The following is a 17433-nucleotide window of genomic DNA, read 5'->3' on the forward strand; positions in this document are numbered from 1 at the left end:
GCGTGACCGGCGGAGCATAGTGCCGGGCGGTGAGCGACGCGGAGGTGGGGGCCGCGGCGGCGAGCCGTGACCCGGGCGAGAGGCGGCGCCCCCGTCACTCCCCGGTTGCCGCCTCTCACCCGTCCTCAGCGCGTCACGCCCGGCATGTTCTACTTCCGGTAGCTCTTGCCGAGTGCCTCACCCGGGATCGGCCTGGCGATGAGGGCCACCGGGATGAAGAAGCAGATCTGGCCGATCGCGATCGTGAGCGTCCACAGGGCCTTCTCGTCGTAGTGCGCGGCGGCTCTGGCGTACAGCTCGTCGGGCACCCGCTCTCCGTACGGGTTCGGGGTGAGCACCGCCTCCACGAGCTCCAGCGCGACCCGTTCCGCGTCGGTGAAGTAGGGGGCGTCCCGCCAGGTCGCGACGGCGGTGATGCGCTCCTCGGTCTCCCCGGCCTTGCGGAGCTCGCCCGTCTGCCGGATGGCGTGGTAGGTGCTGCCGGCGATCTGCCCGGCGCGAAGTTGCACCAGGCCGATGGTGGTCCTCGGGATCGCGCCGTTCAGGGTGGCCTTGAGCATGGCTCCGGCGAGCGCGGCCACCTCTTCGGGAAAGAACTGGCCGGGGTCGGGCAGCCGCGACTGGAGGCTGTCTTGCCGGGTCGCTGTGGAAGAAGGCATGGTGGGGTCTTCCCTCCTGGGTTCCAGCGGTTTCCGGAGGCCCGGCGCGGATGGCCTGCCTCGGGGGACGGCGCGGGTTCCGCCCGTACGCCGTTCCTGTCGTCCGACGACGTGGCCGCCCGGAATGTGAGGCGCCGCTGCCAAGGTGCCCCGCCTCACACGCGCCCCGGCCTCACATTCGGGGTGGTCGCCTCGTCGTACCGGTGAGGGCGGACGAGACCGAGGGAGCCGGCGAGACCATGACCACCGAGTCCGAGCCAGTGGACGGCCCGGTCGATCCGGGGCTGAGCGCGATCATGAGCGAGCGGCGGCAGCTCATCAACCTGGCGTACCGGCTCCTCGGCTCCCTGGCCGAGGCGGAGGACGTCGTGCAGGAGACGTACGCCCGCTGGTACGCCATGTCCCCCTCGCGGCGGGAGGCCGTCGAGTCTCCCGGCGGCTGGCTGACGAGGGTGGCCGGCCGCATCTGCCTGGACCTGCTGGGCTCGGCGCGGGCACGGCGGGAGCGCTACGTGGGCGAGTGGATCCCAGAGCCGCTGCCCGACCGCACGGAGTGGGCGGCCGGGCAGGGGGCCGATCCGGCCGACCGGGTCACTCTCGACGAGTCGGTCGGCATGGCCTTCCTTGTCGTGCTCGAATCGATGACCCCGGCCGAGCGCGTCGCGTTCGTCCTGCACGACGTGTTCCGCTACTCCTTCGCGGAAGTGGCCGAGATCGTCGGCCGTACGCCGGGGGCGTGCCGCCAGTTGGCCTCCTCGGCCCGGCGCCGCGTCCGCGCGTCACGGCCCGCCGCGGCGGCGACGGCCCGGCAGGCCCGTGTCGTCAGGGACTTCAAGCGGGCATGGGAGGCCGGGGACATCGGCGCGCTCATCGGCGTCCTCGACCCCGGCGTCACCGTGACCGCCGACGGCGGCGGGGTGGTCGACGCGCTGCCGCACCCGCTCGAGGGTGCGGAGGAGGTCGCGCGTTACGCGGTCGCCCTCATCGCGAGGACGGCCGGGCTGACGTTCCTGGAGCGTACGGTCAACGGCCAGCCGGGCCTGGTGGGGCAGCGGGACGGCGTCACGGAGGTCGTGATGGCGTTCGACGTGGTGGACGACCGGATCAGGCGCGTCTGGGCGGTTCGCAACCCCGAGAAGCTCCAGCCGTGGAGGGCGGGCTCGCCGTCCTGACGGCCGGGGAACCGTGGCCCGAGGGGAGCGCGTCAGCCAGGCAGGCCGAGGAGGCGGCCCAGGCTGGTCATGTTGTGGTCGAACAACTCGGCCCGATGGGTGATCGTGTTGTTGAACTGGCCGAAGAGCTCGAAGCTGACCATCCCGAACAGGCCGGTCCACGCGACTATCGCCCGGGTGACCCCGTCGTCCGGCACGTCCGGCATCAGCGACCGTACGACCTCGGCGTCCTGCGACAGGACCGCGGGCGGCGGCGGGCAGCCAGGGGGAGGGGTGAGCCTGCCCGCGCGGTGGGCGTCGGAGACGATCCGTCCGAACACGGCCGTGTCCCGCGTCGCCGGCGCGATCGTGTCCTGCGGAGCGGCGTAGCCCGGCACGGGTGAGCCGTACAGCAGGGCGTACTCGTGCGGATGGGCCAGGGCCCACGCGCGTACGGCGCGGCAGACGGCGAGCCAGCGCCCGGTGAAGTCGTCGCGCGCGCAGGCGGCGTCGGCGCGCTCGACGGCCTCTCCGAGGGCGTTGTACCCGTCGATGATCAAAGTGGTCAGCAGGTCGTCGCGGCTGGGGAAGTAGCGGTAGATCGCGGAGGAGACCATCCCCATCTCGCGGGCCACCGCCCGCAGGGACAGGCCCGCCGCCCCCTCGGTCGCCAGCTGACGCCGGGCGATGTCCGTGATCTCTCTGATCAGCTCCGCTCTGACCCGCTCCCGGGCGGTACGGCTCGCGTTCATGCGGCCAGGCTAGCAGAGCACCTGAGTGATTCAAGAGCAGTGCTCTTGACGCAGGCATCCACGTGAGAGAGCATTGCTCTCATAACGGATCGATGACCTCAAAGGAGTACCCATGCTCACCGTGATCAAAGGAACCGCCGCCGCGGTGATGTTCTTCCTGGAGCTGGGCGTGCTGATCTCGCTGGCCTACTGGGGGTTCACGCGGGAGGCGCATCTCCTGGTCCGGATCCTCCTTGGGCTGGGCACGCCCGCGGTGTTCGCGACGCTCTGGGGGTTGTTCATGGCGGGCGGCAAGGCGCCGCACCAGTTGCACGGGCTCGCCAGGGCCGCCTTCGAGGTCGTGTGGTTCGGGGCGGGGGCCGCCGCCCTGGCCGCCTCCGGACTGATCACGGCGGGCGTCGTGTTCGCGGTCGTGTACGTCGTGGACGGCGTGGCCCGGCTGCTGACGAATCAGGTTTGAGGGGAGAGGGCCGCGAGAGGCGCCGGAGGGACGGCGATAGTCTCCGGGGCATGAGAGTGGGGATCATCGGTCTGGGCGACATCGCGGAGAAGGCGTACCTGCCGGTGCTGGCGGCGACGCCGGGCGTCGAGCCGCTGCTGTGCACCCGCGACCGTGCGACGCTCGACCGGCTCGGCGACGCGTACCGGATCGGCGCCCGCTTCCCCTCCGTGGACGCCCTCGTCGAGGCCGGGATCGACGCGGCCTTCGTGCACGCGGCCACCACCGCGCACGTCCCGATCGTGACGACGCTGCTCGACGCGGGCGTGCACGTCTACGTGGACAAGCCGCTCGCCTACGACGCCGCCGCCTCCGCCGGGCTCGTACGGCTGGCCGCCGAGCGGAACAGGTCGCTGATGGTCGGGTTCAACCGCAGGCACGCCCCGGCGTACGCGGCCCTGCGCGACCTGCCGCGCGACGTGGTCGTGATGCAGAAGAACCGGCGTGACCTGCCCGGAGACCCGCGTGCCGTGGTCTTCGACGACTTCATCCACGTGGCCGACACGCTGCGCTTCCTCGCCCCAGGGCCGATCACCGCCACCTCGGTCAGGACCAGGGTGCGGGACGGCCTGCTCGACCACGTCGTGCTCACGCTCGGCGGCGACGGTTTCACCGCCGTCGGCGTGATGAGCCGCACCAGCGGCGCGGCCGAGGAGACCTGCGAGGTCATGGGCGAGGGCGGGAAGCGGCGGGTGGTCAACCTCGGCGACCTGGTCGACTACGCCGGGGGCGAGACCGTGACGCGGCGGGGCGACTGGGTCCCGGCGCACCGGCAGCGCGGCATCGAGCAGATCTGCGGGGAGTTCCTCGCGGCGGTGCGGGAGGGCCGGATCCTCACGGCCGGCGACGCACTGCTGACCCACGAGCTGTGCGAGGAGATCGTCCAGGCCGCCGGCCCCACAGCCGGCCGGACCGGGGCCCTGACGGCCTGACCGCCGGCGGCACCCTGGCCCTGACGGCCTGACCGCCTCCCGGAAGCCGCATATTCCCGGGAGGCGGCCGTCAGCGCCGTCTTCGATGGCCCGCCCGTCAGGGGTAGAGGCCGCGCATCCTGTGCGCCTCGGCCACGCGCTCCACCCCGATCGCGTGGGCGGCCTGGCGGAGCGTGAGGTCGCGCCCGCCGGCCAGTTCCGCGACCGCCCGGTAGGCGTTCTCCATGAGGTCGCGGAGCCGCATCTCGACCTCGCCCGCGCTCCACGAGTACGCCTGGGTGTTCTGCACCCACTCCAGGTAGGACACGATCACGCCGCCGGCGTTGGCCAGGATGTCGGGGACCACCATGACCCCGTTGTCCGCCAGGATCAGGTCGGCCTCGGGCGTGGTGGGCCCGTTGGCGCCCTCCACGACCAGGCGGGCCCGTACGCGCGGGGCGTTGTCCGCCGTGATCACGCCTTCGAGCGCGGCGGGGACCAGCACGTCCACGTCGAGTTCCAGCAGGTCGCCGTGGGAGAGCGGGTCGGCGTCGCGGTAGCCGTGGACGGATCCGGTCTCGGCCGCGTGGGCGCGCAGCGCGGCGACGTCGAGCCCGGTGTGCCGGACGACGGCGCCGCCCACGTCGGAGACGGCCACGACACGGCAGCCGGCGTCGGCGAGATACTGCGCGGCGAGCGCGCCGACCTTGCCGAAGCCCTGCACGGCCACGGTCGCGCCTTCGGGGGAGCGCGACCCGTTCATCGCGGCAAATGCCTCCAGTGCGGCGATCTGCACCCCGCGCGAGGTCGCGCCCGCGCGGCCCAGCGAGCCGCCGAGCGCGGTGGGCTTGCCGGTCACCACACCGGGAACCGAGTAGCCCGCGTTCGCGCTGTAGGTGTCCATGATCCAGGCCATGGTCTGCTCGTCGGTGCCCACGTCGGGCGCGGGGATGTCCTTCTCCGGGCCGATGAGCGGCAGGATCTCGTTGACGTAGCGCCGGGTGACGCGTTCGAGTTCGCGGGTGGTCAGCGTGGCCGGGTCCACCGCGACGCCGCCCTTGGCCCCGCCGTACGGGATGCCGACGAGCGCGCACTTCCACGTCATCCACATGGCGAGGGCGGTGACCTCGGCGAGGTCGGTGGCGGGGTGGAAGCGGATGCCGCCCTTGGCCGGGCCGCGCGACAGGTTGTGCTGCACGCGGTGGCCCTGCACCACCTCCAGGCGGCCGTCCTCGCGGCGCACGGGCACCGAGACGGTCAGCGAGCGGCGGGGCGTGGCGAGCATGCGGTGCATGCCGTCGTCGAGACCGAGGAATCGGGCCGCCTCGGCGAGCTGGAAACGGGCGGCGGCGAGCGCGTGCTCGCCCTGGGTCTGCCGATGGGGGATCGGTGACCGAACCCCCGACGCCGTTGTCGGGAAGTCCGTGATGGTCATTCTGTTGTTCTCCTGTTCGGAAGAGAGGCCGTCCCCCTGGGCCCCCGCGGTCGTCGACGTTGACGACCGTGTACGTCGGGCCTGAGAGGAGCGACACCAGGATCAAATCGCGAGCCGTGGTGATCGCGATATAGGCCAATAAGGAGATCGTCAGGCGCGGTTTCGCCGTTCTGGTGAACTTTGTGGACGCTTGGCGCGCCTTTTGCTATAGGCGGGGTTTGGCAGTAGACAGGGTGGATGCCGGAACTTGTGCTTGGCCCGCTGCTGCGTCACGTGGACGCCGCCGCCGCGACCGTCTGGGTGGAGACGTCCGAGCCGTGCACCGTCCGCGTACGGGCGGGCGACGCGTGCTCTGAGGAGCGCACCTTCACCGTCCACGGTCACCACTACGCCCTGCTCGACGTCGGCCTCGACGGGCCGGTGGCCTACGAGGTGGAACTCGACGGCCGGCGGGTGTGGCCGGAGGAGGACCTGCCGCCGAGCGTGATCCGCCCGCTCACCCGCCTCGACCGGCTGATCTTCGGCTCCTGCCGCACCAGCGTCCCGCACGACGAGCCGTACGTGCGCACGCACGGCCCGGACGTCCTTCGGGCGTACGGCCTGCGCCTGATGGAGTCGCCGGAGGAGCGGCCCGACCTGATCCTGCTGCTGGGCGACCAGGTGTACGCCGACGAGCTCACCCCGGACATGAAGGAGTTCATCGCCGGGCGCAGGGAGGAGGGCCCGCAGGAGGTCGTCGACTTCGAGGAGTACGCCGAGCTGTACCGCCAGGCGTGGTCGGACCCCCCGGTGCGCTGGCTGCTGGCCACCGTCCCGACCGCGATGATCTTCGACGACCACGACGTCAGGGACGACTGGAACACCTCGGCGGCGTGGCGCGAGCAGATGGCCGAGGTGGCCTGGTGGGACCGGCGCATCGTCTCGGCGCTCGGCTCCTACTACGTCTACCAGCACCTGGGAAACCTGCCCCCGGAGGAGCGGGCGGCCGATCCCGTGCTCGCCGCGCTGCGCGCGGGCGGGGGAGAGGAGGCGCTCGACTCCTTCGCCAGGCGGGCCGACCGGGAGCCCGACTCGGTGCGCTGGAGCTACCACAGGGACCTGGGCCACGCCCGGCTGATCGTGCTCGACAGCCGCAGCGCCCGGGTGCTGGAGCCGGGCCGCCGGCGGATGCTCGACCCCGCCGAGTGGGACTGGTTCGACAAGCACGCCACCGGCGACTTCGACCACCTGCTCGTCGGGTCCTCGCTGCCGATCCTGCTGCCCACGGGCATCCACCACGTCGAGAGCTGGAACGAGGCGGTCTGCGACGGCATCTGGGGCCGCGCCGCCGCGCGGTGGGGCGAGCGGGTGCGGCAGTTCCTCGACCTGGAGCACTGGGGCGCCTTCCGCCGGTCCTTCGAGGACCTCGCACGGGTGGTGCTCGAGGTCGCCTCCGGCCGGCGGGGGGAGCCGCCCGCGAGCGTCCTGCTCCTGTCGGGCGACGTCCACTACTCCTACATGGCGTCCGTACGGCGCCTGGGCGGCGGGCGGGTCCACCAGATCGTCTGCTCGCCGATCCGCAACCCGCTCAGCCGCACCCTGCGCTTCGCCAACATCGTGGCGTCGTTCGGGCTGGCGGGCGTGCTCGGCGGGGTGCTGGCCAGGGCGGGCGGCCTTCCCCGGGCGCCGTTGAAGTGGCGGATCAGCAAGGGCCCCTGGTTCCCCAACATGATGACCGCCGTCGACCTCGCGCCCGGAGAGGCCAAGGTGACGTGGTTCACCGACACCGGCGACCACGACACCGTGACGATCAGGCCCGAGCCTCCCGCAGCACCGCGCTGAACTGGTCCATCGCCCACTCCAGGTCGTCCCTGGAGACGACGAGGGGCGGCGCGAGGCGGATCGTCGAGCCGTGCGTGTCCTTGGCGAGCACGCCGCGGCGCATGAGCGCCTCGCTGATCTGACGGCCCGTGCCGAGCGAGGGGTCGATGTCGATGCCCGCCCACAGTCCGCGGCCGCGCACCGCCACCACGCCGGGGCCGAGGCCGGCCAGCCGCTCGTGCAGGACCGCGCCCATCTCGCGGGCCTTGGCCTGGTACTCGCCGGTCCTCAGCAGCCCGACGACCGCGTCGCCGACGGCGCACGCGAGCGGGTTGCCGCCGAAGGTGGAGCCGTGCTGACCGGGCCGGATCACGCCCATGACGTCGGCGTTCGCGACGACCGCGGAGACCGGGACCACCCCGCCGCCGAGCGCCTTGCCCAGGACGTACAGGTCCGGGACGACCCGCTCGTGGTCGCAGGCGAACGTGTCGCCGGTGCGGCCGAGGCCCGACTGGATCTCGTCGGCCACGAGCAGCACGTTGTTGTCGGTGCAGATCTCCCGCACCGCGGCCAGGTAGCCGTCCGGCGGGACCAGCACGCCCGCCTCGCCCTGGATGGGTTCGAGCAGCACGGCCACCGTGTTCTCGTCGATGGCCTCCCTGACCGCCTCGGCGGAGCCGTACTTGACGACCCGGAACCCGGGCGTGAACGGGCCGAACCCGTCGCGCGACTCGGGGTCGGTGGAGAAGCCCACGATCGTCGTCGTACGGCCGTGGAAGTTGTCCTCCATCACGACGATGTTGGCCTGGCCGGGGGCGACGCCCTTGACCTCATAGCCCCACTTGCGGGCGACCTTGACGGCCGTCTCCACGGCCTCCGCGCCGGTGTTCATCGGCAGGACCATGTCCTTGCCGCACAGCTCGGAAAGGCCCGTCACGAACGACGCGAACCGGTCGTGGTAGAACGCCCGGCTGGTCAGCGTCAGCCGGTCGAGCTGCTCGCGCGCGGCATCGAGGATCGCGGGGTTGCCGTGGCCGAAGTTCAGCGACGAGTAGCCGGCCAGGCAGTCGAGATAGCGCTTGCCCTCCACGTCGGTGACCCACGCGCCCTCGGCGGAGCTGATCACGACCGGCAGCGGGTGGTAGTTGTGCGCGCTGTGGCTCTCGCTGAGCTTGATGAACTGCTCGGTCCTCATCGGGTCTCCCTGCTCGGCCGGATCTCGAGGGTGCAGCACTTGGGGCCGCCGCCGGACTTGCGCAGCTCGCTGAGGTCGACCGTGACGACCTCGAAGCCGCGCCGCTTCAGCTCCAGGACCAGCCCGGTCGCCTCGGCGTTGACGACGACGTTGCGGCCGTCGCTCACCGCGTTGAGGCCCAGCACCTCCGCGTCCGCGGACGTGGCGATCACGGCGTCGGGGAACAGCCGCCGCAGCACCCTCCTGCTGCCCTCGCTGAACGCCTCAGGGTAGTACGCCACGTTGTGGCCGTTCAGCGGGAACAGGGCGGTGTCGAGGTGGTAGAACCTCGGGTCGACCAGGCGCAGCGTGACGACCGGGCGGCCGAGGAACTCCTGGGCCTCCATGTGCGCCGCCACGTCGGTGCGGAAGCCCGTCCCGGCCAGGATCAGGTCGTCGAGCGTCAGGTAGTCGCCCTCGCCCTCGTTGGTGAAGGACGCCTCCAGTGTCTCGTATCCCCTCTCATCGAACCACCGCAGGTAGGCGGGGCCCTCGGCGGCACGCTCCGGGTGGGCGAACCTCGCGCCGTAGACCCGACCGTCGACCACGAGCGCGCCGTTGGCGGCGAACACCATGTCGGGCAGGCCCGGGATCGGGTCGATCAGGCTGACGGTGTGACCCAGGCTCTCGTACGCCTGCCGGAGGCTCTCCCACTGCCGCAGCGCCCGTGCGGTGTCGGTCTCCTTCTCCGGGTGCATCCACGGGTTGATGGAATACGAGACCGTGAAGAATTCGGGCCGGCACATCAGGAAATGCCGGACCGTACCCGAGCGGCCACTCAGCGTGGTCTCGGTGGCTGGCGCGAGCGTCATCGTCGACTCCAAGCGGGAATAGGGTGAACGAGTCCTCAGCCTAGGAACTGGGAGACGACTAGCCAACGCGCCCGCGTTGCGATCACCTGCGGATTGATTGCGTCCTTCACCCGTTTTGCGGCGATCCGTTAATCAGCCTGGACAGCACGATGGCGCTCTTGGTACGGACCACGAACGGCTCGGCCGCCAGGCGCTCTATCACCCGCTCCACGTGCCGTACGTCGGTCGCGCGGATGTGCAGCAACGCGTCCGCCTCGCCGGTGACCGTGCAGGCCGAGACGACCTCCGGATGCCGGGACACGGCCATGCCGATGTCCGTCGGGGAGGTCTTGCCCCGGCAGTACAGCTCGACGTACGCCTCGGTGGTCCAGCCGAGGGCCGAGGGCGCCACCCGGGCGCTGAACCCGGTGATCGCGCCACTGGCGACGAGCCGGTCCACCCGCCTCTTCACGGCCGGAGCCGACAGGCCCACCTGACCGCCTATCTCGGCGTACGTCGCTCGGGCGTCCTCGACGAGGGCCCGGATGATGGCGCGATCGAGCTCGTCCAACTTCACGTGGACCTGTATACCGCCGCCGCCGCCCGGCCGCCGCGTCCGGCATGCTCCCGCGCCCGGCATGCCACCCCGTCCGCGGCAGCGACGACGGCGGCGTTCTGTGCCTTGGAGCGGGTGCTTGGGTCAGGCGGCGGCGCGCTTGAGGATGTCCTCGTACACGCTCGGATCGTCGGATGAGACGACCGGCCAGCCGATCCCGTACGCGCCGGCCCAGCCGACCTCGATTCCGGGGTTGGCGTGGTCGGTGCCGTCCGGCAGGAACAGGTGCGGGCTGCAGTTCACCCGGTCGGTCGCCGCGACGGCGGCCTGCTCGGACAGCGTCGCGCGTGCCCGGCCGTCGTCGAGCGCGGCCGCCAGTGCGGCCACGTCCACCACGCCGGTGGACGCGGCGGCGTCCAGGATGACCTTGCGGTGGCTGATGCACCGCGACTCGGCCCAAAAGGCCCTCCGCAGCGCCAGGTCGAGCTGTTCCGAGGCGGTGAGTCCCTGCTCCTTGGCCGCCTGGACGGCCTCCAGCGCGGGCAATGTGGTGGACGGGTACAGCCAGTCCTTCGCCTGCCACAGCTGCCACCCCGCGCCGGGCTCGAGCGAGGCCATCCGGGCCACCTCGCTGTCGGTTCCCGGCCGGGGGCTGGGCGCCTCGTTGAGCAGTTCCAGAGGGAAGGCGTGATGGTCGAACCGGACCCGGCCGGTCAGGCCGAGCCGTTCCCGGGTCTTGTGGAGCCGGTGCACCGCGATGTGCGCGAAGGAGCACCAGATGTCGGAGAAGATGATGATGGTGCCGGGCTCCGGGGGCGGTGCCGTCGTCATCGGCGTTCTCCTTGTGTCGTCTCTTGTCCTGCGACGGTTCGTGCGAACTGAGGATGTGCCGGGACGCCGGGCGGACCAGGTCGTCCGGGGGGTGTCGAATCCGGCCGGGTCGACCAGGTCGGTCAGGTCGGCCGGGGCGTCTCCGCGGTGACTTCGCTCAGGTGAGCTGGACGAGCGCCGACCCGGCGACGAGCAGGGCGAGACCGGACAGGCGCGGCGCGGTGAGCGGGCGGCGGGGCAGCCGCAGGAGGCCGCGGCCGTCGATCACGGCGGACGCGAGCTGCTGACCTGTCACGGTCAGCGCCACGGTGGTGGCGGCGCCGATCGCGGGGATGAGCGTGAAGGTGGCGCTGACATAGGCCGCGGCGCAGGCGCCGCCGAGCCAGCCCCACCACGGCATCGCGGGCAGCCCGCCGAGTCGAGGCGCGGGGGTGCGGCGTGTCGCCAGCAGGGCGATCAGCACCACGGCGATGGTGACCGTGGCCACGATGAAGCTGATCATCGCGGTCGTCACCGGCTCGTGTATGTCCGCGCGGAGCGCGGCGTTGACCGCGCCCTGCACGGGCAGGACCGCGCCCGCGACGATGCCCAGCAGGATCCAGCCGCCCCGGCCGCCCGCCCGGCGTACGCCTGTGACGGCCGGGGAGGTGAGTGTCGCGGTCCGCGCCCCGCCTGCGGGTCCTTCCTGGGCCTTCGGCGCAGGTCCAGGGGTGGGCGGCGCCGTGCGCTGCTCGCGGACGACCACGGTGATGCCGGCCAGGACCGCGAGCGCGCCGAGGGCCATGCCGATGCTCGGCGGCCGGCGCGCGACGCCGAGCAGGCCGAACAGGTCGAGCCCCAGCGACGCGAACATCTGGCCGGTCACGAACAGCCCGGCCGCCGCGAGAGCGCCCAGGCGGGGGAAGAGCAGGATCCCGCTGGTGATGTAGAGCGGGCTGGCGAGACCCCCGAGCAGGTGCCAGACCGGGATGCCCGGCACGAGGCGGACCGCGCCGATCGCGCCGGCGGCGACCGCGAGGAGCGCCAGCAGGGCGGCCGCCACGCTCAACTGCAGCGTCGAGGCGCCGTACGGCGTGCCGACGGCCTTGTTGAGCTGGAGATTCGCCGACGCCTGCACGGCCAGGAGGCAGCCGGCCAGCAGCGCCGAGGCGAGGAACAGGGCATGCATGGCAATCCTCCACGACATAAGTGGACGCGGTGTCCGGATGAGCGTAAGCGAGAACCGGACACCGTGTCCACATGGTTGAGGCGAAGGGCTACCATGTCCTCATGACCAACGGGTTGAGGGATCCCGGCGGGAACCGGGCGAACGGCCGCGTTCCCGCGGGACGGGAGATCCCGGCCGGCGCGGGCCGCGAACTGCCCGTGCTGGACCTCGAACCGGGCCGGCCGGTGCGGGAGCGGGCGGACGCCGCGCGCAACCGCATGCGGGTGCTGAAAGCGGCGGAGGAACTGTTCGCGACGAGGGACGCCAGGCACGTCACGATGGACGAGATCGCCAAGGCGGCGGGGGTGGGCCGGGCCACGCTCTACCGGCGCTATCCGGACCCGGCGTCGATCGCGACGGCCCTGCTCGACGAGCACGAGCGGCGGGTGCAGGAGCACATCCTGAGCGGCCCCCCGCCGCTCGGGCCGGGGGCCGCGCCCGCCGACCGGCTCGCCGCCTTTCACCTCGCCATGACCGACCTGCTGGAGCGCCACCTCCACCTCGTCCTGGGGGCCGAGACGGGAAGCGCGCGGTTCGCCACCGGCGCGTACCGCTTCTGGCGCCTGCATGTGCGGATGCTGCTGACCGAGGCGGGGGTGCCCGACCCGGACGCGGCGGCGGACGCCGTGCTGGCGCCGCTCGCGCCCGAGGTCTACCAGTTCCAGCGGCACACCCTCGGGCTGTCGCAGGCCCGCGTCACCGAGGCGCTGGTGTGGAGCGCCCGTCGGCTCACGGGAGGCTGAGCGCCCCGGGCGCGGGGCGCGCGCAGTAGTCGCCGATCCCGCGTTCCAGCAGGTCGAAGGCGCGCTCGGCGTGCCGCCCGATGTCGGCCCTGATTCGCGCGGGGTCCTCGCCCGCCATCTGCCGGATGGCGAAGTGGCGGGTCAGCGCGTTCACGACGGCGCAGATCTGCGCCGACACCAGCCAGGGGTCCGGGTCGTCGTGGTCCGCGTCCGACTCCTCGGCGAGCGTGCGGGCCAGCCGTTCCTCGCGCTGGACGTCGAGCATCCGCACTCGCGACTGCAGGGCGACGCTCTCCCTGACCCGCTGCGCGAACAGGTCCATGCCCTCGCTCATCCCGTAGCGCCAGTCGCCGGACTCGAGCGACTCGAAGAAGTCCCGCCGCACGGCTCCGACCGCGGTCTCGCCCTCGCGGCGCTCGCGTACGGCGCGGGCCAGCAGGTCCTCGGTCTCCTCGCCGCGGTCGAGGAACAGGTCCTCCTTCGTGCGGAAGTAGTTGAAGACGGTGTTGACCGACACGTCGGCGGCTTTGGCCACCTCGGCCACCGTCACGTTGTCGAAGCCCCGTCGCAGGAACAGCCCCATCGCGATGTCGGCGATGCGCTGCCTGGTCTCCCGCTTCTTGCGCTCCCGCAGTCCCTCTTCCATGCCTCGATTGTAAGGGTGAACACAATATTTAAGTGACTCCAAATTTGGTGCTACTCTAACCAGCATGATTCACACCAGAGGGCTCACCAAGACGTACGGCCAGGTCGAGGCCGTCCGCGGGATCGACCTCGACGTCTCCGCGGGGGAGATCGTCGGTTTCCTCGGACCGAACGGCGCGGGCAAGACCACCACGCTGCGCATGCTGACCACGCTGCTGCGTCCGACGTCCGGCACCGCCACGGTCGCGGGCGTCGACCTGTTCGCCGACCCCGCGGGCGTGCGCCGCCGCATCGGCTACGTCGCCCAGGGCGGCGCGTTCGCCCCGTTCTCGCCGGTCGGGGAGGAGCTCGTGCTCCAGGCCCGCCTGTACGGCCTGACCAGGGAGGAGGCCCGCGAGCGGGTGACCGCCCTGCTCGCCGGGCTGGACCTGCCCGGGGTCGAGGAGCGTACGACGGCCACGATGTCGGGCGGCCAGAAGCGCCGGCTGGACATCGCGATGGGCCTGCTCCACCGGCCCGAGGTGCTCTTCCTCGACGAGCCGACGACCGGGCTCGACCCGCAGAGCCGCGCCGGCCTGTGGGACCACGTGCGGCGGCTGCGCGACCGGGACGGCCTGACGGTCTTCCTCACGACCCACTACCTGGAGGAGGCCGACGCGCTCTGCGACCGCGTTCTGATCGTCGACCACGGCCGGATCGTCGCCGCGGGCACTCCGGAGGAGCTGAAGTCCGCGCACGGCGCGCGCACGCTCGACGACGTCTTCCTGGCCGTAACCGGCCGTGAGCCGCGTGAGGGGGCCGCCGCGTGACCGCCCTCGCCGCCCTCACCGGCCACTACCTGCGCGCCTCGTTCGGGAACAAGTTCACCCTGGCCTTCGGCGCGCTGCAGCCGTTCCTCTACCTCGTGCTCTTCGGCCCGTTGTTCGCCAACAGCGGGGTGGGCTCGTGGGCCGTCCTCGTGCCCGGCCTGCTGGTGCAGCTCGCGCTGACCAGCGCGGGCATGGCGGGCTTCACCATCGTCTTCGACCATCGGTTCGGCGTGCTGGAGCGGCTGCGCGTCACCCCGGTGAGCCGGGTGACGCTGCTGCTCGGCCGGGTGCTCAGGGACGCCGTGGTGCTGCTGATCCAGGCCGTGACCATCATCGTGGCGGCCTGGGCGCTGGGGTTGCGGGCCCCGCTCGCCGGAGTGCTCGCCGCCCTGCTGCTGGTCACCGTGCTGTCCGTCGGCATGGCGTCGCTGTCGTACGCGGCGGCGCTCACGATGCGGCAGGAGCTGTTCGCGCCCGTGATGTCCACCGTCGTCATCCCGCTGATGCTGCTGTCGGGCGCGCTGCTGCCGATGTCGCTCGCCCCGGCCTGGCTGGACGTGGTGTCGAGGCTCACGCCGTTCCGGTACGCGGTCGAGGGACTGCGCGCGCTCTTCGCCGGTTCGTACGCGTCGTCCGCCCTGGTGTGGGGGGTCGTGGTGTCCCTGGTCTTCGCCGTTGTGGGCGTCGCCGTGGGCACCGGTCGCTTCCAAAGGGAAAACGCCTGATCAGGGCCAGGGAAAGGCATTCGAAGTTCATACCGCTTTGCGGGCGCCGCCGGGCGCGGGGGCGGTCACAATGGGGGACGTGGCGGACGCCAACTTCACCCTCGTCCAGCTGCGTTACTTCGTAACCGCGGCCGAGCTCGGCAGCATGACCGCGGCCAGCAGGGAACTCATGGTGGCCCAGTCGGCGATCTCGGCCGCGATCGCCCAGGTGGAGCGCGAGCTGGGGGTCCAGCTCCTGATCCGCCATCACGCTCGCGGCCTGTCGCTGACCCGCGCCGGCGAGCGCTTCCTCGTGGAGGCGCGGGAGTTCCTGTCCCACGCCGCGGCGCTCGCCCAGTCGGCCCGGGGCCTGGCGGGCTCGCTGACCGGTGAGCTCGTCGTCGGCTGCCTGACCACGCTCGCGCCGTTCTACCTGTCCCGGTTGCTGCGCGAGTTCGCCGGGCGGTATCCGGGAGTGCGGGTCAGCGTCGCGGAGGGCGAGCTCTCCAGCATGGAGTCCGCCCTGCTCGACGGGAGATGCGAGGTCGCCCTCGTCTACGCCATCGACCTCGCCCTCGACCTCGACATCCGGCCGCTCACCCGGGCCAGGCCGTACGCGCTGCTGCCGCCGGAGCATCCGCTCGCGGGGGCGGAGGCGGTGTCGCTGGCGGAGCTGGCGGCCGAGCCGATGATCCTGCTGGACCTGCCGCGCAGCCGTGACTACTTCCGGACCATCTATCCGACCGAGCCGCGCGTGCGGTTCCGCACGTCGAGCTACGAGACGGCGCGCTCGCTCGTGGCCGGCGGGCACGGCTACTCGATACTGAACCAGCGGGCGGAGAGCGACCTGACCTACGACGGCGGCCGGGTCGCGTGCGTTCCCATCAGCGACGACGTGCCATCGCTCGACGTCGTGCTGGCCTCGGTGCGCGGGGTGCGGCCCACCGCGCGCGCCGTCGCCTTCGCCGAGACCTGCCAGGCGTTCTTCTCCGGCAGGTAGCTCACCCGAGGTCCGCGAGCAGCTCCTGCAGGAACGCGCCGGTGTGCGAGGCGGGCCTGGCGTCCACGCACACCGCGTTCAGCACATGCGTGTACGCCTCGGTGTCCTCGGCCTTGTCCAGGTAGAGGGCGCTGGTGAGCTGTTCCAGGTAGACGACGTCGGGCAGTTCCGGCGCGTCGAAGCGCAGGATCGTGAAGGGCCCGCCGCACGCGGCGTGCCCGCCGTGGTCGAACGGCACGATCTGCAGCGTGATGTTCGGCTGCCTGGTCACCTCGATGAGGTGCTCCAGCTGGGCCCGCATGACCTTGCGGCCGCCGATCGGGCGGCGCAGCGCGCCCTCGTCCATCACGGCCCACAGGGTCGCGGCGTCCGGGCCCGTCAGCCGCTCCTGCCGGCGCATCCGCAGGTCGACGTGCCGGTCGACGTCGTCGGCCGACCGCCTCGACGCGCCGCGCAGGAGGAGGGCCCGCGCGTACTCGGGCGTCTGCAGCAGTCCGGGTACGTGCTGCAGCTCGTAGCAGCGGATGACGGACGCCGCCTCCTCGAGCCCGACGTAGAACTCGAACCAGCCGGGCAGCACGTCGCTGTACTTGTGCCACCAGCCGGGGATGTTCGCCTGCCTGGCGAGGTCGAGCAGCACGGCCCGGTCGTCGGGGTCGGTGATGCCGTAGAGGGTGAGCAGGTCGGCGACGTCCCGCTCCTTGAAGCCGACCCGGCCGAGCTCGAGCCTGCTGATCTTGGCGTGCGACGCGCGGATGGCGCCGGCCGCCTTCTCTGGGGTGATGCCGCTCTCCCGGCGCAGCCGCCTGAGCTGGGCCCCCAGCAGCAACCGCAGGGCGGTCGGGCCGCCGCGGGCGATCCCGGCAGGTGCGGCAGGTAAGGGGACGGTGCTGCCCGCCTGTCCGTTCACGTGGGGCTCCATACGCTCCGGGGAGAAATGCTGGTAAACCAACCGGACTGATCATCCTACCGGAGTGGGCTGCGCACGTCTTTCGGGGAAGTTCGACAGAAAGTCGGGGACCTCACGACATTTGCACGTGCACGCGTGCTTGCATCCGCAAGGCACAGGGCAAGATACACGACGGCAGGGAAATTCACATCATGTAATGGGTGAGACCTGAGGGATAGGCGATGACTGCAGACCTTGCGGGGCCGGGAGCCGCGACGGCGCCTACGTGGTTGACCTCGATGTTCGAGCAGGACGATGTCGCCGGCTTGTCCCTGCCTCCGTCGGCGACGTGCACCTTCCGCGGGCGCACCATGTCCGCCGCCGCCGCGCGTGACTTCACCGCCAGGACGCTGAGCGGCTGGGGAGTTCCCGAGCTCGTGCCCGACGCGCAGATCGTGGTGTCGGAGTTGGTGACGAACGCGCTGCGGCACGCTCCGGGCGACCCCGCCGACGCCCCGCCGATCCGGCTGAGCCTGGTGAAGCACCGGTTTCATATCGGCTGCGGGGTGAGCGACGCCAGCGCCCGCGTGCCCGCGGTCTCGCCCTGGAGCGACCTGTCGGAGTCGGGCCGCGGGCTGCACCTGGTCGGCGCGCTGACCGCGGCGTGGGGATGGATACTCACCCGCGGCGGCGGCAAGGTGGTCTGGGCCCTGTTCGACGCCTCGCCCGCCTCCTGACCGGCGCTTCCCGAGGCCGGCCCCTGACCGGTCCGGCCCCGGGGACGCCGCCGATCCCGGCGGGCCCCAGGGACGGGACT

19 protein-coding genes are annotated in these 17433 nt (G+C 71.9%); 9 read left to right on the plus strand and 10 right to left on the minus strand.

Features of this window, described 5'->3' with window-relative positions; translation table 11 throughout:
• Window positions 1–149 precede the first annotated feature (149 nt).
• The gene (locus HHX31_RS01475) at window positions 150–659 is read right to left on the minus strand and encodes a carboxymuconolactone decarboxylase family protein (protein ID WP_169944304.1); all 510 of its coding nucleotides are present in this window, start codon (window positions 657–659) and stop codon (window positions 150–152) included.
• Window positions 660–898: 239 nt separating this feature from the next.
• Here HHX31_RS01475 and sigJ point away from each other — a divergent pair, with 239 nt between their 5' ends.
• A complete protein-coding gene (sigJ, locus tag HHX31_RS01480) occupies window positions 899–1831 on the plus strand; it encodes an RNA polymerase sigma factor SigJ (RefSeq protein ID WP_169944306.1) in 933 nt (310 codons plus the stop codon).
• A 32-nt stretch (window positions 1832–1863) separates the two neighbouring features.
• Here the strand turns inward: sigJ and HHX31_RS01485 are convergent, their stop codons facing one another.
• Window positions 1864–2562, minus strand: coding sequence for a TetR/AcrR family transcriptional regulator (locus tag HHX31_RS01485; RefSeq protein ID WP_169944308.1), 699 nt, complete (start codon window positions 2560–2562; stop codon window positions 1864–1866).
• A 112-nt stretch (window positions 2563–2674) separates the two neighbouring features.
• Between HHX31_RS01485 and HHX31_RS01490 the strand changes: the two genes are divergently transcribed.
• Entirely contained in the window at window positions 2675–3022 is a 348-nt protein-coding gene (locus HHX31_RS01490; protein ID WP_169944310.1) for a YrdB family protein, read from the plus strand.
• A 50-nt stretch (window positions 3023–3072) separates the two neighbouring features.
• Window positions 3073–3993 carry a Gfo/Idh/MocA family protein gene (locus HHX31_RS01495; protein ID WP_169944312.1) on the plus strand — a complete coding sequence of 307 codons (921 nt, stop codon included), beginning with the start codon at window positions 3073–3075 and terminating at the stop codon, window positions 3991–3993.
• A 97-nt stretch (window positions 3994–4090) separates the two neighbouring features.
• On the opposite strand, the gene HHX31_RS01500 is transcribed toward HHX31_RS01495, so the two are convergent.
• Window positions 4091–5407 (minus strand): Glu/Leu/Phe/Val dehydrogenase, encoded by a 1317-nt coding sequence (locus HHX31_RS01500; RefSeq protein WP_169944314.1) that lies wholly within the window; start codon window positions 5405–5407, stop codon window positions 4091–4093.
• A gap of 237 nt (window positions 5408–5644) precedes the next feature.
• On the opposite strand from HHX31_RS01500, the gene HHX31_RS01505 reads away from it, so the two are divergent.
• Complete coding sequence (locus HHX31_RS01505; protein ID WP_169944316.1) at window positions 5645–7228, plus strand: alkaline phosphatase D family protein; 1584 nt, start codon at window positions 5645–5647, stop codon at window positions 7226–7228.
• Here HHX31_RS01505 and rocD read toward each other — a convergent pair.
• The 5 genes from rocD to HHX31_RS01530 all read right to left on the minus strand — a co-directional run bounded on the left by rocD (window position 7197) and on the right by HHX31_RS01530 (window position 11787).
• The gene (gene rocD / locus HHX31_RS01510; RefSeq protein ID WP_169944318.1) at window positions 7197–8402 is read right to left on the minus strand and encodes an ornithine--oxo-acid transaminase; all 1206 of its coding nucleotides are present in this window, start codon (window positions 8400–8402) and stop codon (window positions 7197–7199) included. The two genes, HHX31_RS01505 and rocD, sit on opposite strands and share 32 nt — an antisense overlap.
• Window positions 8399–9253 (minus strand): dimethylargininase, encoded by an 855-nt coding sequence (ddaH, locus tag HHX31_RS01515; protein ID WP_169944320.1) that lies wholly within the window; start codon window positions 9251–9253, stop codon window positions 8399–8401. The genes rocD and ddaH overlap by 4 nt, the downstream gene beginning before the upstream one ends.
• Before the next feature lie 106 nt (window positions 9254–9359).
• Window positions 9360–9809: an Lrp/AsnC family transcriptional regulator gene (locus HHX31_RS01520; protein WP_169944322.1), complete on the minus strand. Its 450-nt coding sequence runs from the start codon at window positions 9807–9809 to the stop codon at window positions 9360–9362.
• A gap of 123 nt (window positions 9810–9932) precedes the next feature.
• The gene (locus HHX31_RS01525; RefSeq protein WP_169944324.1) at window positions 9933–10619 is read right to left on the minus strand and encodes a DsbA family protein; all 687 of its coding nucleotides are present in this window, start codon (window positions 10617–10619) and stop codon (window positions 9933–9935) included.
• Window positions 10620–10776: 157 nt separating this feature from the next.
• Window positions 10777–11787, minus strand: a complete 1011-nt coding sequence (locus HHX31_RS01530) for a DMT family transporter (RefSeq protein ID WP_169944325.1) — start codon at window positions 11785–11787, stop codon at window positions 10777–10779.
• Window positions 11788–11888: 101 nt separating this feature from the next.
• Between HHX31_RS01530 and HHX31_RS01535 the strand changes: the two genes are divergently transcribed.
• Complete coding sequence (locus tag HHX31_RS01535; RefSeq protein WP_169944327.1) at window positions 11889–12569, plus strand: TetR/AcrR family transcriptional regulator; 681 nt, start codon at window positions 11889–11891, stop codon at window positions 12567–12569.
• Here HHX31_RS01535 and HHX31_RS01540 read toward each other — a convergent pair.
• The gene (locus HHX31_RS01540) at window positions 12556–13215 is read right to left on the minus strand and encodes a TetR/AcrR family transcriptional regulator (protein ID WP_169944329.1); all 660 of its coding nucleotides are present in this window, start codon (window positions 13213–13215) and stop codon (window positions 12556–12558) included. The two genes, HHX31_RS01535 and HHX31_RS01540, sit on opposite strands and share 14 nt — an antisense overlap.
• Before the next feature lie 64 nt (window positions 13216–13279).
• Here HHX31_RS01540 and HHX31_RS01545 point away from each other — a divergent pair, with 64 nt between their 5' ends.
• From HHX31_RS01545 to HHX31_RS01555, 3 genes are all read left to right on the plus strand, one after another.
• Window positions 13280–14023 (plus strand): ATP-binding cassette domain-containing protein, encoded by a 744-nt coding sequence (locus HHX31_RS01545; RefSeq protein WP_169944331.1) that lies wholly within the window; start codon window positions 13280–13282, stop codon window positions 14021–14023.
• Window positions 14020–14748 (plus strand): ABC transporter permease, encoded by a 729-nt coding sequence (locus HHX31_RS01550; RefSeq protein ID WP_169944332.1) that lies wholly within the window; start codon window positions 14020–14022, stop codon window positions 14746–14748. Before HHX31_RS01545 ends, HHX31_RS01550 begins: the two co-directional genes overlap by 4 nt.
• Before the next feature lie 70 nt (window positions 14749–14818).
• Window positions 14819–15727, plus strand: a complete 909-nt coding sequence (locus tag HHX31_RS01555; RefSeq protein WP_169944334.1) for a LysR substrate-binding domain-containing protein — start codon at window positions 14819–14821, stop codon at window positions 15725–15727.
• A 1-nt stretch (window position 15728) separates the two neighbouring features.
• On the opposite strand, the gene HHX31_RS01560 is transcribed toward HHX31_RS01555, so the two are convergent.
• On the minus strand, window positions 15729–16637 hold the full coding sequence (locus HHX31_RS01560; RefSeq protein ID WP_311931122.1) for a helix-turn-helix transcriptional regulator: 909 nt from the start codon (window positions 16635–16637) through the stop codon (window positions 15729–15731).
• A 221-nt stretch (window positions 16638–16858) separates the two neighbouring features.
• On the opposite strand from HHX31_RS01560, the gene HHX31_RS01565 reads away from it, so the two are divergent.
• Window positions 16859–17353 carry an ATP-binding protein gene (locus tag HHX31_RS01565; protein ID WP_169944338.1) on the plus strand — a complete coding sequence of 165 codons (495 nt, stop codon included), beginning with the start codon at window positions 16859–16861 and terminating at the stop codon, window positions 17351–17353.
• The last annotated feature ends 80 nt before the right edge of the window (window positions 17354–17433 follow it).

Origin of the sequence: Microbispora sp. H11081, from assembly GCF_012999535.1 — a bacterium.
Classification (GTDB): Bacteria; Actinomycetota; Actinomycetes; order Streptosporangiales; family Streptosporangiaceae; genus Microbispora.

Excerpts from the sequence above, each read along its gene's own strand:
- rocD (WP_169944318.1), bottom strand. The coding sequence starts at position 8,402 with ATGAGGACCGAGCAGTTCATCAAGCTCAGCGAGAGCCACAGCGCGCAC.
- HHX31_RS01505 (WP_169944316.1), top strand. The coding sequence starts at position 5,645 with ATGCCGGAACTTGTGCTTGGCCCGCTGCTGCGTCACGTGGACGCCGCC.
- HHX31_RS01485 (WP_169944308.1), bottom strand. The coding sequence starts at position 2,562 with ATGAACGCGAGCCGTACCGCCCGGGAGCGGGTCAGAGCGGAGCTGATC.
- sigJ (WP_169944306.1), top strand. The coding sequence starts at position 899 with ATGACCACCGAGTCCGAGCCAGTGGACGGCCCGGTCGATCCGGGGCTG.
- HHX31_RS01490 (WP_169944310.1), top strand. The coding sequence starts at position 2,675 with ATGCTCACCGTGATCAAAGGAACCGCCGCCGCGGTGATGTTCTTCCTG.
- HHX31_RS01525 (WP_169944324.1), bottom strand. The coding sequence starts at position 10,619 with ATGACGACGGCACCGCCCCCGGAGCCCGGCACCATCATCATCTTCTCC.
- HHX31_RS01555 (WP_169944334.1), top strand. The coding sequence starts at position 14,819 with ATGGGGGACGTGGCGGACGCCAACTTCACCCTCGTCCAGCTGCGTTAC.
- HHX31_RS01530 (WP_169944325.1), bottom strand. The coding sequence starts at position 11,787 with ATGCATGCCCTGTTCCTCGCCTCGGCGCTGCTGGCCGGCTGCCTCCTG.
- HHX31_RS01545 (WP_169944331.1), top strand. The coding sequence starts at position 13,280 with ATGATTCACACCAGAGGGCTCACCAAGACGTACGGCCAGGTCGAGGCC.
- HHX31_RS01540 (WP_169944329.1), bottom strand. The coding sequence starts at position 13,215 with ATGGAAGAGGGACTGCGGGAGCGCAAGAAGCGGGAGACCAGGCAGCGC.
- HHX31_RS01535 (WP_169944327.1), top strand. The coding sequence starts at position 11,889 with ATGACCAACGGGTTGAGGGATCCCGGCGGGAACCGGGCGAACGGCCGC.
- HHX31_RS01495 (WP_169944312.1), top strand. The coding sequence starts at position 3,073 with ATGAGAGTGGGGATCATCGGTCTGGGCGACATCGCGGAGAAGGCGTAC.
- HHX31_RS01565 (WP_169944338.1), top strand. The coding sequence starts at position 16,859 with ATGACTGCAGACCTTGCGGGGCCGGGAGCCGCGACGGCGCCTACGTGG.
- HHX31_RS01475 (WP_169944304.1), bottom strand. The coding sequence starts at position 659 with ATGCCTTCTTCCACAGCGACCCGGCAAGACAGCCTCCAGTCGCGGCTG.
- HHX31_RS01500 (WP_169944314.1), bottom strand. The coding sequence starts at position 5,407 with ATGACCATCACGGACTTCCCGACAACGGCGTCGGGGGTTCGGTCACCG.
- ddaH (WP_169944320.1), bottom strand. The coding sequence starts at position 9,253 with ATGACGCTCGCGCCAGCCACCGAGACCACGCTGAGTGGCCGCTCGGGT.